We start from the raw sequence: 14,171 nt of genomic DNA, 5'->3' as shown, positions 1-14,171 counted from the left end.
AGACGACCGTGTTTCATGATCTAGTTCGCGGTCATGCGAGTGGTGAAGTGCGAGCCGGGGCGGCTGGGAGAGCCGGCGGTGATGCTGGTCGAGGACTCCGGCTTGCCGGTGTCGGAGGTCTCGGCGTTCCTGTCGTCGTTGGCCGTGCGGGATTTCTCTCCGAACACGGTCCGGGCTTACGCCTACGATCTGATGAAACTGCTGCAGTTCCTCGACGAGCGCGGCGAGCCGGTCAGCGGGTTCTCCCCGATGTTGGCCACGGAGTTCTTGGCTTGGCTGAGGGTTCAGTCCTCGGCTGGGAGGGCGCAGCGCAGCCAGCTCGGTCTGGTCAGTGGGGACGGCCGGCGGTTGTCGGCGCGCACCTGCAATCGGGTGCTGTCCGCGGTGTCGTCGTTCTATGAGTTCCTGATCAGCTGCGGCGGCTACTCGCAGGTGGAGAACCCGATCCTGCGCGAGGCCGACCAGGCTTCGGCTCGTGTGCTGGGCCGACATCGGCCACCGCTGCTGACCAGCGCCGATCAGCGCCTGGTCCGTCGGATCTTGCGGGTCCGCACCGTTGACACACTGCCGCGCCCGGTCCCGGACGAGACCTACCTGGTGCTGCTGGGGCAGCTGGACAAGCTGCGCGATCGGGCGCTGCTCGAGCTCATGCACGAGGGCGGCCTGCGACCGGGCGAGGTGCTGGGCTTGCATCTGGAGGACATCTCCTACGGTCGGAAACGGGTCACCGTCTGCCACCGCGACGATCACCCGCAGGGCGCACGGCAGAAGTCCCGCCGTGATCGGGTGGTGGACCTGCTCGAGGACAGGGCACTCCCGGCCTTGAACCGCTACGTGCTGCTCGAACGCCCACCGGAGGCCCAGACCCCGCTGCTGTTCCTGGTCGGTGGCCGAGGCGACCGCAGAGACCACGCGCTGAGCTACGACGGCCTGGTCCGGATGTTCCAGCGGGCTGCGACCCGTGCCGGGGTCCGCGAGCCCTGGCTGACGCCGCACAGCCTGCGCCACACCCACGCCACCCGGATGGTCGAGCTCGGGATGCGAGAGCTGACCCTGATGCGCCGCCTCGGGCACGCCCACCCGGACTCGACCAAGGTCTACGTCCGGCTCACCGACCACCAGGTCCGCGACGACTACCGGACCGCCCTGGAGCAGGCCCCGCAGCCGGACACGGCGCGATGAACGCGCCACGACGTTCGCGGTCACTGCGCACCACCGACGGCTACTCGGGTCCCTCGCACGCCTCGGCCGATGAGTACGAGCGGTTCGTCCACGGCGGACTGCGCGGCTCGAAGAACTGGACACCGATGCTGCTGCAGGCCCGGGCGGAGTTCGTCGCCTACTACCCGTCGATGACGCGGTGGGCCCGTCGTCCGCTGGCGGAACGAGTCGGTCCCACAATCAACGCGCGCCCCGGCCCGGCGGGCCCGCTGGTCGACCCGGCGGGCGCGACGGCGAGCTTCCGAGCGCGGTCCTACCTGTTCTATCTGTCGTTGACCGGGCGGCTGCGCCTGGACTGGCCGTGGCTGTTCGGGGCGGCGAACCTGCGGATCCTCGCTATCGCCGACGGGCTGGGCCTGCCGCTGCGCGCGCAGATGGCCGCCCTGCGTGAGCAGGAGCTCGGACGGGGTCTGTCGGTCCCCACCGTCAACAAGAGCCTGCCCTGGGCGCTGCCGCGGCTGATCCTGCACCGAGCCAACCCCGACATCACGACGTTGTCCCTGGCCGAGATCGACGAGCTGCGCACGGCCATCCGCACCGTTACCTCGCTGCCCGAGATCGAGCAGCTCGACCTGAAGGTCCGGATGCAGTCCGGGTTCCCGACGGCCTGGCACAGCAGCGTCACCCAGACCGGGGTCGCGCTGTTCCACGCCGGGTTCATCGAGGCCCTTCCGCTGCGCAAGCAACCCCGTCCGCCGGCCGCGCTCAGCGCGGTCCCCGCGGTCGAGGAGGCGATGGGGCGCTATCTGCGAGAGCTCGCCGTCCGACGTGCGCCCGGCACCGTCACCCAGGTCCGCTCGGGCCTGCTGCGGCTGGCTGTCTGGCACGTCGAGACCCGACCCGAGCAGACCACCTTGGCCGGGCTCGACCGGCCCGCTCTGCTGGAGTTCCTGGCCTGGTTGCCCCACCAGCGCAAGTGGAAACATCCCGAGCAGCCGCTCTCGGCGGTCTATCGCGACGGCGTCATCGGCAACGTCGCACGGTTCTTCCGCCACGCCGCGATCAACGAGTGGCCCCACATGCCCACCAAACCCCCGCTGACCAGCTCTGACGTTCCTCGCAGGATCGAGCGCGTCCCGCGGTTCATCCCCGCCGAGCAGCTCGACCCGCTCATGGACGGCATCCGCGGCCTGGCTGATCCGCTGCAGCGCACTGCACTGCTGGTCGCCCGCCGGAGCGGGGCCCGCAGCGGGGAGATCCGCAAGCTCGAGCTGGACTGCCTCGACACCTACCCCGACGGCACCCACCGCCTGCGCCTCGCCGCGGGCAAGTCGGCCAAGGAACGGGTCGTCCCGATCCACCCCGAGGCCGCCGAGGCCGTCCGCGACCTGGCCGCGCGTCGCCGCGCGCAGACCGACCAGCCGCTGTTCGACCAGCGACTCGGCCGGACGGTTCGCTACCTGTTCCTGCGCAACGGGCGCCTGACCAGCCCGGACTACCTGTTCAAGGTCGGGCTGACCGAGGTCTGCCGCGCGTTGGGTCTGGTCGACGACCATGGCAAGGCGCTGGTCCACCCGCACCGCTTCCGGCACACCATGGGCACCCAGCTCGGTGAACGAGGCGCGAAGATCCAGACCATCATGAAGGTCCTCGGACACCGCTCCGCGGGCATGTCGATGACCTACACCAGCCTGTCCGATCCCGTCGTCCTCGCCGACTACCAGGCGGTGCTCGCTCCCGGGGCGGTCCTGGCCGGGCCGCAGGCTGAGGCGATCCGCAACGGTGACCTCACTGCGGAAGCGGTGAACTGGCTGTCGACGAATTTCTACAAGACCGAGCTCGAACTGGGTCGATGCCTGCGTCTGCCCCAGGAAGGGCCATGCGAGTGTGACCTCTACCTGACCTGCTCGAAGTTCGTCACCACACCCGACTACACACCTCGTCTGCAGACCCGGCTGCGCACAGAACAGCAGCTCATCTGCGACGCCGAGAACCGCGGCTGGGACCGCGAAGCCGAGCGCCACCGGCGGACGGCCCGACGGATCCAGGAACTCCTCGATGAGCTCGACACCTGCTGATGCCCTCATGACACCAACTTCGAGAGCAACGACGCGCTGATCGACGTCCAGATCCCTGCGAACACTCCGCCCAGCCCCGACGGGCAGTGATATACGTCATCCCGCTGCGGATCTGTTCGGATAACGCCGGAGAAGCCGTTGCCCGTGTTCGTGCTCCAGTCGCCACCGGACTCGCACTGGGCTAGCTTGTCCCAGGTCGAGCCCGCCGCCGAGGTCGCGACTCCTCCGTCTGTCTGCTCCGGCGGCGGCTCGGCCCCCACCGCAGGCCGACGCGGCTGCGCCCCAGCGGTGCCGCCGCGGGTGTCGTGGTCGTCCTTCGTGGTCGGGTCGTCCTGGGGCGGGTCGTCGGTCGGCGACGACCCGGTCCCGACCCGACCACCACCAGCAGCAGCATCGTCTTCAGCGCCGTCTTCAGTGTCGGCGTCGGTGTCGTCGTCAGCGGTGTCGTTCCTGGCGGGAGCGTTGTCGCTGGTCGCCCCGCCGACCCGACCGCGCTCGGCGCTGTCCTTCACACCAGCACCGTCACCGGTGCTGCTGCCGGTGGTGCGGTCGAGGGCGTCGAGCAGGTCCTGAGCGACCGGGTCGACCTCGGCCGCGGCGCGGGCCTGCGCGGTCAACTTCTCGATACCCGCCGACACCGAACCCGCTTCCGATCCGCTGGTCTGGGCATCGGAGGTCGTGCTCGTGTCCTGGCCCAGGTTGGTGTCCCGGCCAGCGCCGCTCTCGGCGGCCGCGCCCGGGGCGGAGGTGGTCTCGGTGGCGGCGCCGTTACGGCTGGTCTGGGTGCGGGTGATCGGAGCGCCGGGCCGGACTCCGGTCTCGCCCGCCGCCGGCTGCTCCGCCGTCTGCTCCTGCGTCTGCTTCGGTGTCGGGGCCGTGCCTGCCGTGGGCTGGTCGCTGTCGGTGGTGGTTGGGCCTGTCCTGGTCTCGCTGCCCTGCCCGCTGCCGCTGCCGCTGGTGTTGGCGGTGGTGCTGGTGTTGGCGGTGGTGCGGAGACGGTCGAGGACGTCCAGGTCGGCGGGGTCGGCGCCCAGCGCGGCGAGGCGATCGGAGTCGAGGGCGTCGAGGACGGTCGCCCCGAGCTGGGTGGCGTCGGCGCCCCCGTCAGCGGCGATCGCGGACAGCAGGTCGCTGACCATCCCGATCGCCGCCCGCGCCGTCGCAGCGTCCTCCGCCGACGTCGCTCGTCCTGGACTGGTCTGGACGTCGGTGACCACGCGGTTCGACGACGAGGGCGAGGTCGCGGGTGGTGTCGAGGTTCGGGGCCTGGTCGTCGCGCTGCTCGGGGCGGGATCGGCGGCGTCCCGGCTGTCGGTGGCACGGCCACCGTCGCTGCTGCTGTCGGGGCCGGTGGTCGTCGGTGCTGTCGTGGTGGGTGCGGCGACTGCGGGCAGCGCAGCAGCAGCCGGGTCGGTGCTCGGGGCGGTCTTTTTCTCCGCGGGCGGTGTTCCCGGGGACGCCGGAGGCGTAGCCGGGCGGTTGTGGTCGGTGCAGGCCACCGGTACCGGCGGCGCCGCCACCCGCGACCGCTCCACCCGTTCCGTCGGCGCCGCTGGTGCGGTGACCGCGGTCCGGGCCTGGTCGACAGCGCCGAGCGCCGCGCTGGCGCTGGCGGCGGTGTCGTCGAGGAGGTCGGCCGCAGGCGGCGGCGTCACCAGGCTGGCGGGGGTGGGGCCGAGCCCCGCCGCGGCCAGGCGCACACCGACCTCCTGGAGGCTTATTCAGGCCCCGTGAAATAACGATCTAGCCCGGCGTGTCGGGTTGGGCGACAGCCCGTCCATCGCGAATATTGGTTTGCCGAATCAATCCGAGATGAACGGGCTGCCGCAGTATGTACTATACCACTGGTTTCCGGCGTGATGAAATTCAGGATCTTGTCGCTATAGTGTATGAGCAGGATCAGCGGGACGCGACGGAGGCACGTTTGTCTTGGCCGCCGGTTCTGGGGTTGTTCTGGTCGGTGGTGATCACGTTGGCGTATCTGCGCGGGAATCGTGTGCAGTGGGAGTTGGCGGAAACCTATGGGGTGTCGCAGTCGACGGTTAGTCGAGCGATCACGGGGGTGACACCGTTGCTGGCACAGGCGCTGCGGAGTGTCGTTCCGACGGCAGAGGAGCTTCGTGCCGATCGGCAGTACATCATCGATGGAACCTTGCTGCCCTGCTGGTCATGGGCCGCGGTGCCGGGTCTGTGGTCGGGCAAGCATCGCACCACCGGCGTCGTCGTCCAGGTCGCAGCCACCCTGGAAGGGCAGCTGTCGTGGATCTCCGACCCGACCCCAGGCTCCCGACACGACCTATATTGCCTCGACCAATCCGGCGCCCTCGACCACCTCGCCACATACCCCCCGATCGGCGATAAAGGATACATCGGGCGCGGCATGCTCACCCCGTTCAAAAAACCACCCGGCCGGGAACTTCTCAACTGGCAAAAAACATTCAACAAGAGCCTCAACCACACACGCGCCACCATCGAACGAGTCATCGCCCATATCAAAACGTGGAAAGTTCTCCACACAGACTACCGGCGGCCCTACGCCACATTTAAAACGACAATCTCGGCAGTCATCGGACTCATCTTCTACACACTTACCTGACGGAGCCTGAATAAGCCTCCATGTACCGAGGAAGATGATGAACCCAGCATCATTGAGTGTTTGCGTGATCTCCGGCGACACCTCACCCGCACGAAACGCCGCTGTCGCCCACAGCGCCGTGTTGAGCACGATCTGCGCTGTCCCCACCGCCATACACGCCACCTGCACATAGGCCAGAACCGGGAACGCGCCCTCTTTCCGCCGGGTCTGTGCGGCCATCGCCGCACCCCACACCGGGATGACACCGAACGAGATCATCGCGAGCACCGCACCGACGCGAACCCGCAAAGCATTCTGCGCGTAATAGCCCGCAACGACCGCAGCGCTATCGCCTGGTCCGATCTGAGGCGGCAGCCATCCACCGAGCAGGACACCACTGATACCGAGAATGATGATGCATACCGGTGCTGCGACCGCAGCCAGCATGTGTGCCTGGCGACTCATACCCGCACACTCAGAATAAAAATACCTACGACCGCTCCGGCTGGCGCTGATCACCGCCACAGAATGACTCGCCCATCAGCCCAAGGAAAGATACATTGTGTAAAGTCACGATGAAACACAACTGTGCACGCAGCAACAACATGACGGACTCAGTCGCCAGGCCATGTCATCATGAACAACTTACGTCCCGCAAAGAAAGAGAACTCCACACCACCGTGAATACTGCATGAAAGCGAACCGGAGACGATATCGCTTGTCGGGCTTTACGGCTGGATCCAGATGCCGTTTTTGGTGGTGGTCAGGCCGAGTGTGGCGGGGTCGAGACAGACGGTGGTGTCGTCGTGGTCGACGCGGTGGGTGTCCCACAGGGTGGCGTCGTCGAAGACGTGTCCGCAGCCGCCGGTGCGTCGGCAGCAGTGGGCGCGGTCGACCCCGACCCAGGTGTGTCCGCAGCAGGTCATCCGGACGAGTACACCGCTCACAGGGTGCTCAACGTTCCTTTCGTGACCATGTGTTCCGAAGATCGTCTCGTCTGGTTGTGGTGCTGCAGGTGCCGGTTCAGTGGAGGTGTTCGTGGACGCGCCAGAGTTGGTCACCGCCGTGGGGGTCGGTGCCGCCGCGGGTCAGGGTGAGCGTCGCTGCGACGGGTTCGGATGGTGTCCGTGGCCCGGTGTTGGTGATGCAGCGGGTGTGGACGGTACCGGAGACCTGGACCGCGACCCGGTCACTACTACGCGGGGCTTCCGGGGGGATCACCGCGGCCAGCCCGGTGACAGTGATGGTGCAGCGGTCGGCGACCAGTTGCGGCCAGCCACCCCCGGTGCGGGCCCCGTGGGCGGCGAGTCGGGTGTTGGCGCGGGCGGCGGGCCCGGTCAGCAGTGGCGCGACCCGGGCGGTCCAGGCGAGTGGGCCGGGGTCGGTGTAGGAGACCGTGCGGGTGGCGATCAGCCAGCGCTGCGCGGTGACCAGCGGATCGACCGAGGCCACTCCCACGTTGTCGGGGGTTACGACGGCAGCGCCGACCGCGGACGCGGCCTTGGGTGGCGGCCCGATGCTGGACAGTAGTGACACCGACAGCAGTATCGCCCCGCCCAGGGTCACGACCCCGGCGATGATCACACCGAGGGCCGTGCCGAGCCGCCCGTGACGGTCGCGCCGCAGGTCGGGTTCGAGGAACGACCGCTCCACCGCCCCGAACCTCCCTCTCCACCCGCTGTGTCCGCCATGTCCGTCGTGTCCGGTCTCGCGTTCCACGATATCGTTGCCGCAGGTACCGGCGTTACTACGCCCCGCAACAACCACCCGGCCACGCGCAGGGGGCGTTGCCGGGTCGCCGACCGTGCCTGCACCTCGGCCCGGACGCGGCTGTCGCGTTCGTGCACAGCGTCTCGCCGAGGCATGTATGGTTTCACTGCTTATGATTCCGTTCAGTCCGATGCTATTTCCCGGCGGTGTGTCGGGGGTAGGGCTGGGGTGAGGTGGTGGGGGCGCGGGAGCGTCCGTGTGTGGCCGGGGTTGCCGGTGGGGTCGGCACCTCGCTGCTCGCGGCCGCGGTGGGCGGTGTGGACCGGGGTGTTTACCGGGCGCAGACCGAGGTGGCGGTGTTGGTGTGCCGGTCGACGGTGTCCTCGGTCGGCGGGGCGGCGCACGCGTTGCAGCACACCCCGGGCCCGCCGGTGCTGGCTGTGGTCGCTGATGCTCCTGGCGCGGCATGGGGTTCGAATACGCGGAATCGGCTACGCAGTATCGAGCCACACACCGCCGGGATCGTGCCCATCCCCCTCGTGACCGTCTGGCGGGACATGCTGCGCCCGATCCAGCGCGCCGCCCAGCTCCTCGCCCTCGACCCCGCGGAGTTGTCGAAACCCGAACGAGCGCTGGTCCGCGCGCTGGGACAGGTGATCGACGCCGTCCTCGCCCTCCCCGACCACGCCGCCCTCCCCGACCACGCCGCCCTCCCTGAGCACGACGTCAGGTCGGCCCCGGCCGACGCCGCTCCCGCCGCTCCGGTCGGTCCGGTCGTGGTGGCGTCACCGGGTGCTCGGGTGCGTCCGGCATGACCACCACCGCGGCACTGCCGCCTCCCCGTTCGAGGAGCTCTCATGTCCCTGGTGATGACCGCTGCGGTGTCGGCGTCCGACACGCTCACCGCCCTGGACCCGGGTCTGGTGCCGGGGCAGGTGGCGCCGCCGGACCCACCCGCGCAGCGCCCACCGGGGAAGCTGGGCGACTTCGTCGATCAGATCATCGGCTGGATCAAGTGGGGTCTGATCGCCGCCGGGGTGGTCGGGCTGCTGGTGTGTGCGGGGATGATCGTCGTCGGCCGGAAACGGAATCATGCGATGGCCATCGACGGCCTGACCGGCACCCTGTGGGTCGTCGGCGGTCTCGCCCTGGCCGCGGGAGCCTCGGGGATCGTCGCGGTCTTCCTCTAGGGCTGGGGGTCGACGAGGAGCTGGGAGCGGATGAACCCGGAGACGTCGAGTTCCTCTTCCGGGGTGGGCGCATCGAGGTAACGGACCTGCAGGTCCCGCCCACCGAACAAGATCATCCGGCGGATGATCTCCTCATCCAGTTCTGCGAGACCGTTCGCGGACAGGCCGGGGTTGAGCCACAACCAGGCCGACTGCATCGCCGACACCGCCTGCGCGACACCGTCGGCGACCGCGGTCCCGCCGGGCAGCTCCCCCGTGGCGAGCACCGTCACCGTCAGCACGACCCCGTCGGTCGGGTCGGGCAGCGGCGCGACGGTCGCGTCGACGATGCGGTCTTCCCGGATCTGCTCGATCAGGAATTCGGAGAGGATGTAGTTGACCTCGACCGGGTTCCATCCCAGCGACGGGAACACCTGCCCGACCGAAACGAGAAGAGCACCCTCGACCTCGCCCTCACCTGCGCCATTACCTTCGCCTTTGCCGTCACTCACGGTCGGTCATCCTTCCCGGCCGCCCCGGCCGGTCACCGCCCGGCATCCCGTACGTCCACGTCCACGTCCACGCCTGCGTCGGCGGAGGTGATGTGAGGTGGGGTTCTGGACAGATCCCGGGGGCGCTCTGGCGGAGTCCGCAGCGGAGATCCTGGCCGCGTTGTTGACGTGGTGGCTGGCCGAGGAGACGGTGTTCGACGGCCTGGCTGCGCATGCGGAGCGGTTCGCGGTGCTGACCGGGCCGATCGTGGCCGCGATCGTCACCATCTGTCTGCTGTGTCAGGTGGGGAAGATGATCCTGACCCGCCGCGGTGAACCTCTCCTCGAGTCCGCGGCCGGGCTCATCCGGTTCGTGCTGGCCACCACGGTCGGGGTCCTGCTCACCGTCACCGTGCTGGCCGCCGCGGACGCGGCGACCACGGAGTTCCTGGGGGCGGCGCTGCCGGAGTTCGTCGACCGCCTCACCACCGTCCTGCAACGCTCGCAGATGGGGGTCGGGTCGCAGATCCTGCTCGGCACCGTCGTCCTGGTCCTGGGTGCGTTGCAGTGGCTGGCGATGTTCGTCCGCCAGGCGGGGATCTTCGTGCTGATCGCGGTCCTGCCGATCGCCGCGGCCGGGGCGCTGTCCGGGGCGACCCGCCGGTGGCTGCCGACCGTGATCGCCTGGCTCGCCGCGCTGATCTTCTACAAACCGGCCGCCGGGCTGATCTACGCGATCGGGATGACCCTCATGTCCACCCCCACCCCTGCCGGGGGTGGGCCGGAGTGGGCGGCGATCCTGGTCGGGATCGTCATCCTCGCCCTCGCGGTGATCGCGTTACCGGCGTTGATGCGGTTCTTCTCCTTCACCGGCACCACGATCACCAGCGGTTCCGCGGGTGGGATGGTGGCTGGTGCGGCGACCGGGGCGGTGTCGCTGGCCGGGATGCGCAGCGCCCGCACACTGGAGTTGACCGGCCCCGACAGCGCCCCGGCCTGGACCACCCCACCTGCTACGAGCCCGACCGGGTCCCCGGGAGCGATCGGCCCCAGCCCCGGTGCTGGGGAGAGCAGCGCCGGCAGCAGGCCTACCGATCCCCCAAGAGCGGGCTCTGGAGGACCGGCCGGACCGCAGAACACCCCGTCACCGGCCCCCGGCCCGGCGCCGGGCGCTGCCGCCGGGCCCGGTGCTGCGGCTGGTGCTGCGGTGTCGGGGGTCGGCGCGGCGGCGGCCGCGGGAGCGGCGGCGGTGCAGGCCACGCAGTCGGCGGCCGAGGCCACCGCCGCCCAGCTGACCAGCCCCACCAACAACAACCCCGACCCCGGCGCAGACAGGCCCGGCAGCGTGGGCGGGCCATCGGGTGCCGGGGCGGCCCCACCCGGCGCAGGCACCGACACCGACGGGGCAGGACGGTGACCATGAGCAGCAGTAGCGCACCGACGACACGGCGGACCTATGGGAATTGGCGCCGGGCCCGCGGGTTCGGCATCGGCACACTGTCCCCGACCGAAACGAAAGTCGTGTTCACCGCCCTGGTCGTCCCCGCCCTGGTCGCGATCGGCTCCGGCCGCGCCGACCTGGCCCTGGCCGTGGTCGGTGCGGTCGCGGTCGCGGTCGCGGTCACCGTGGTCAAGATCGACGGCCAATCGATCACCGGACTGGTCGCCCGACGGCTGCGGTTCCACCGCGCCCAGCGGGCCGGCTGGACCGAGCTCTCCGGCGGCCTGTTGACCGAGCACCCCCGCCGCCACGACCTCCCCGGACCCCTCGCCCCGGTGGTGCCGCTCTCGACCGACGACGGCCGCGGCTCACGCCAAGGCCTGCTCTGGGATCGGCGCACCGGGACCCTGACCGCGGTCCTGCGGGTCTCCCCGGTCGGGCTGGATTTGATCGACCGCGCACAAGCCGACACCTGGGTCGCGCAATGGGGCGCCTTCCTTGCCGACCTCGGCTACCAACCCATGATCCGCCACCTCAGCGTCACCGTGGACACCTCCCCCACCGGCGGGGCGACCCTGCGCGACGACGTCACCGCCCGACTCGACCCGGCCGCACCGGCGGCGGCGCGGGCAGTGATGGCCGCCCTCGCCGCCGCCGCCCCGTCCTCCGCCGCCGAGGTCACCACCTACGTCGCGCTCTGCTTCGACCCATCCCGCGCCACCCCACGCCCCCCGGACCTCCCCGCGGCGGTCGCGGAGGTCACCCGGTGGCTGCCCGGCACCGAACGAGCCCTCGCGGCGACCGGGGTCGCGGTCCTGGGACGTGCCACCACCCCCTGGCTGACCGATCACCTACGCGCCGCCTACGACCCCGCAGCCCGCGCTGATCTCGCAGCAACTGCCGCTGCAGCCGCTGCTGGCGCTGCTGGTGGTGGCGGCGGTGTGCCGCCGGGCTCGGCAGAGCACCCGACATCGGGGTGGGCGGCGGAGTGGGCTGACGCGGCCCCGATCCGCGCCCGCGAATCCTGGGATCACTGGCGGCACGACTCGGGGATGTCGGTGTCCTGGGCGATGATCGACGCACCGCGCCAAGCTGTCATGGACCGCATCCTCGCTCCACTGCTGGCCCCCGGCCCCTTCGCCCGGCGCACCACCCTGCTCTACACCCCCTTCAACGCCGCTGCGGCCGCCGCCGAGGTGGAACGGGAGATCACCCACACCCACATCCGCCGCTCCTGGGCGCGAAAGACGAAACGCGACGAGACCCAACGTGACCGCGACGACCTCGCCCGCGCGATCCAGACCGCCCGCGAAGAAGCCGAAGGCGCCGGCCTGGGCCGCTTCACCCTCTACACCACCACCACCGTCACCGACCAGACCCTGCTCCCCGCCGCGGTCGCCGACTGCGAACAACGCGCCGGACACAGCAAACTCCGCATCCGCCGGCTCAACGGCGCCCACGCCGCCGGGTTCGCCGCCGCCCTCGGCCTCGGCATCAACCCCGACGAACTCCACCACCGCCACTAACACCCACCCACGCCCGTACCTGCCCATACACAGCCATGCACGCCTACACCTGCTGTGACCTGCCCACACTTACCCAGACCTGACCGGAGAGCCCCAGAGGGACCGGAGACATCTATGAGGCGTCCATGACCACGACACACCTAGATCCCGGCCGCCCCGGTGAGCCGGCACATCCGGCCGCGCCCGACCTCGTCACCGCGCAGCAGGCCCGAGGACGGGACCTGCCGCCGGCGTGGGGCTGGCCCGCCCGCGGTGGGGGCCGGGCGGCGAACGTCGAACCCGGGATGATGTGGCAGGCCACGACCAGCCAGGTGTGCGGCCTGTTCCCCTTCGCGGTGGCCGGGGGTGCTGCGCCCCGCGGGGTCCCCGTCGGGCGCCACTTGCACACCGGTGAGCCCGTCGGGCTGGACCCCGCCCATTGGCTCCGGTCGGGTCTGGTGTCCAACACCGGCATGTGGATCCAAGGCCAGCCCGGGATCGGGAAATCCACGATCGTGAAACGGCTGCTCACCGGGCTGGTCGCGTTCGGGGCGACCGCGGTGATCCCCGGCGACGTCAAAGGCGAATACACCGCCCTCGTCGAGCATCTCGGCGGCACCGTCTGGCGCCTCGGCCGCGGCCACCACTCCCTGAACCCCCTCGACGCCGGACCACTGCGCGCCGCCCTACGGGCCGCGGTCGGCACCGAACGCACCCAGCTGGTCGAGACGATCCGGACGCGGCGCCTGTCCCTGCTGGAGGCCCTGATCGTGATCGTGCGGCGGGGGCCGATCACCGTCACCGAACGCCGCCTACTCGACACCGCCCTCGATACCGTCCGCGACCACACCACCACCGCAGACGGCAGAGCAGACGACGGCGAGCCGGTGATCGGTGACATCCTCAACGTCCTGACCAGCCCGCCGGCCAGTCTGCTGGCTGTCACCGCCGCCGACACCGAGACCCGCTACCGGCGCGAGGCCCGCGACCTGGTCAACACCCTCGCGTTGCTGTGTACCGGCGCGATGCGCGGCCTGTTCGACCGACCATCCACCGTCACCACCGACCTCGACACCCCCGCCCTCTCGCTCGACATCTCCGCGCTCGACCACGACGACGATGACGTCGTCGCCGCCGCCATGCTCTCCGCCTGGGCCTGGGCGGCCAGCGCCATCACCGCCGCAGGCGCCCGCGGCCATCACCGGACGGTGTTCCGGGTCCAGGACGAACTCTGGCGCGCTCTGCGCGTCGCACCCGGACTGGTCGAACTCTCCGACCGCGTCACCCGCCTCGGTCGCTCGCGTGGGGAGATCTCCGCCCAAGTCACCCACTCCCTCGACGACCTCGACGCCCTCCCCACCCCCGAGGACCGGGCGAAAGCCCGCGGGCTGGCCGGACGCAACGCCATCACCGTCCTCGGCGGCATGAACACCGCCGACCTCGACCGCCTCCACGCCATCACCCCACTCAGCGACGCCGAGACCGCGATGGTCCACGGCTGGGCCGCCCCACCCACCTGGGTCCCCGGACAACTCCACCCCGGCCGCGGCAAATATTTGATCAAATCCGGCGGCCGCACCGGCCTCCCCATCCACCTGAGCCTCACCAGCGACGAACTCGACCTCTACCACACCGAACACACCTGGCACCCACCCCGACACCAGCACTGACCAGGAGATACCCATGGCCGACCAGCCCGCCCCCGAGCCCCGTGACCTGCATCAACGGCACCACCCGAAGGCCGCTATCACCTCGACAGCACCACAGCCACCATCAGCGACATCGCTTCCGGCAGCTCCATCGGCAGCTCCATCGGCAGCTCCATCGGCAGCTCTGTCGATAGCGGGGTGCAAGCTCGACGCTGTCCTGGCGATCGCCGGACCCCGGTACGGGAAGACCCGACCGTGGACACCAGAGGATTCGGGCAAAAGTGATGAACCCCATCGCAACCCCCCAGACGAGCCCGGGGGCTGGCAGCATCACCGCCGCGATACCGGACGCCCCTCCGGTGACGCTGGCGCTGCTGCCCCAGGCCATGGCC

General features: G+C 70.1%; 13 protein-coding genes. 9 read left to right on the top strand and 4 right to left on the bottom strand.

Annotation, left to right across the window (positions count from 1 at the left end; genetic code table 11):
* Window positions 1-33: 33 nt before the first annotated feature.
* Window positions 34-1,182, top strand: coding sequence for a tyrosine-type recombinase/integrase (locus KPL59_RS33195; RefSeq protein WP_226363189.1), 1,149 nt, complete (start codon window positions 34-36; stop codon window positions 1,180-1,182).
* On the top strand, window positions 1,179-3,239 hold the full coding sequence (locus KPL59_RS33190; protein WP_226363188.1) for a site-specific integrase: 2,061 nt from the start codon (window positions 1,179-1,181) through the stop codon (window positions 3,237-3,239). The genes KPL59_RS33195 and KPL59_RS33190 overlap by 4 nt, the downstream gene beginning before the upstream one ends.
* Window positions 3,240-3,244: 5 nt before the next feature.
* Here the strand turns inward: KPL59_RS33190 and KPL59_RS33185 are convergent, their stop codons facing one another.
* The gene (locus tag KPL59_RS33185; protein WP_226363187.1) at window positions 3,245-4,456 is read right to left on the bottom strand and encodes a transglycosylase family protein; all 1,212 of its coding nucleotides are present in this window, start codon (window positions 4,454-4,456) and stop codon (window positions 3,245-3,247) included.
* On the opposite strand from KPL59_RS33185, the gene KPL59_RS33180 reads away from it, so the two are divergent.
* Both KPL59_RS33180 and KPL59_RS33175 read left to right on the top strand, forming a co-directional pair.
* Window positions 4,449-4,973, top strand: a complete 525-nt coding sequence (locus KPL59_RS33180) for a hypothetical protein (RefSeq protein WP_226363186.1) — start codon at window positions 4,449-4,451, stop codon at window positions 4,971-4,973. The two genes, KPL59_RS33185 and KPL59_RS33180, sit on opposite strands and share 8 nt — an antisense overlap.
* A gap of 97 nt (window positions 4,974-5,070) precedes the next feature.
* On the top strand, window positions 5,071-5,835 hold the full coding sequence (locus KPL59_RS33175) for a transposase (protein WP_226359656.1): 765 nt from the start codon (window positions 5,071-5,073) through the stop codon (window positions 5,833-5,835).
* 707 nt (window positions 5,836-6,542) lie between these two features.
* Here KPL59_RS33175 and KPL59_RS33170 read toward each other — a convergent pair.
* Window positions 6,543-6,761: a hypothetical protein gene (locus KPL59_RS33170; RefSeq protein ID WP_226363185.1), complete on the bottom strand. Its 219-nt coding sequence runs from the start codon at window positions 6,759-6,761 to the stop codon at window positions 6,543-6,545.
* A 76-nt stretch (window positions 6,762-6,837) separates the two neighbouring features.
* A complete protein-coding gene (locus KPL59_RS33165; RefSeq protein WP_226363184.1) occupies window positions 6,838-7,467 on the bottom strand; it encodes a hypothetical protein in 630 nt (209 codons plus the stop codon).
* Window positions 7,468-8,063: 596 nt separating this feature from the next.
* Here KPL59_RS33165 and KPL59_RS33160 point away from each other — a divergent pair.
* Both KPL59_RS33160 and KPL59_RS33155 read left to right on the top strand, forming a co-directional pair.
* Window positions 8,064-8,339 carry a hypothetical protein gene (locus KPL59_RS33160; RefSeq protein WP_226363136.1) on the top strand — a complete coding sequence of 92 codons (276 nt, stop codon included), beginning with the start codon at window positions 8,064-8,066 and terminating at the stop codon, window positions 8,337-8,339.
* A 42-nt stretch (window positions 8,340-8,381) separates the two neighbouring features.
* Entirely contained in the window at window positions 8,382-8,714 is a 333-nt protein-coding gene (locus KPL59_RS33155; protein WP_226363137.1) for a hypothetical protein, read from the top strand.
* On the opposite strand, the gene KPL59_RS33150 is transcribed toward KPL59_RS33155, so the two are convergent.
* Window positions 8,711-9,205: a hypothetical protein gene (locus tag KPL59_RS33150; RefSeq protein ID WP_226363138.1), complete on the bottom strand. Its 495-nt coding sequence runs from the start codon at window positions 9,203-9,205 to the stop codon at window positions 8,711-8,713. The two genes, KPL59_RS33155 and KPL59_RS33150, sit on opposite strands and share 4 nt — an antisense overlap.
* 97 nt (window positions 9,206-9,302) lie before the next feature.
* Here KPL59_RS33150 and KPL59_RS33145 point away from each other — a divergent pair, with 97 nt between their 5' ends.
* From KPL59_RS33145 to KPL59_RS33135, 3 genes are all read left to right on the top strand, one after another.
* The gene (locus KPL59_RS33145; protein WP_226363139.1) at window positions 9,303-10,601 is read left to right on the top strand and encodes a hypothetical protein; all 1,299 of its coding nucleotides are present in this window, start codon (window positions 9,303-9,305) and stop codon (window positions 10,599-10,601) included.
* A gap of 2 nt (window positions 10,602-10,603) precedes the next feature.
* Window positions 10,604-12,151, top strand: coding sequence for an SCO6880 family protein (locus KPL59_RS33140; RefSeq protein ID WP_226363140.1), 1,548 nt, complete (start codon window positions 10,604-10,606; stop codon window positions 12,149-12,151).
* Between the two features lie 125 nt (window positions 12,152-12,276).
* Window positions 12,277-13,800, top strand: a complete 1,524-nt coding sequence (locus KPL59_RS33135; protein ID WP_226363141.1) for a helicase HerA domain-containing protein — start codon at window positions 12,277-12,279, stop codon at window positions 13,798-13,800.
* The last annotated feature ends 371 nt before the right edge of the window (window positions 13,801-14,171 follow it).

This window comes from Pseudonocardia sp. ICBG1142, assembly GCF_020496255.1.
Classification (GTDB): Bacteria; Actinomycetota; Actinomycetes; order Mycobacteriales; family Pseudonocardiaceae; genus Pseudonocardia.
The sequence above is the reverse complement of the archived record's forward strand: the minus strand, read 5'-3'. Positions and strand labels throughout refer to the sequence as shown.

Excerpts from the sequence above, each read along its gene's own strand:
- KPL59_RS33155 (WP_226363137.1), top strand. The coding sequence starts at position 8,382 with ATGTCCCTGGTGATGACCGCTGCGGTGTCGGCGTCCGACACGCTCACC.
- KPL59_RS33195 (WP_226363189.1), top strand. The coding sequence starts at position 34 with ATGCGAGTGGTGAAGTGCGAGCCGGGGCGGCTGGGAGAGCCGGCGGTG.
- KPL59_RS33190 (WP_226363188.1), top strand. The coding sequence starts at position 1,179 with ATGAACGCGCCACGACGTTCGCGGTCACTGCGCACCACCGACGGCTAC.
- KPL59_RS33140 (WP_226363140.1), top strand. The coding sequence starts at position 10,604 with ATGAGCAGCAGTAGCGCACCGACGACACGGCGGACCTATGGGAATTGG.
- KPL59_RS33175 (WP_226359656.1), top strand. The coding sequence starts at position 5,071 with ATGTACTATACCACTGGTTTCCGGCGTGATGAAATTCAGGATCTTGTC.
- KPL59_RS33135 (WP_226363141.1), top strand. The coding sequence starts at position 12,277 with ATGACCACGACACACCTAGATCCCGGCCGCCCCGGTGAGCCGGCACAT.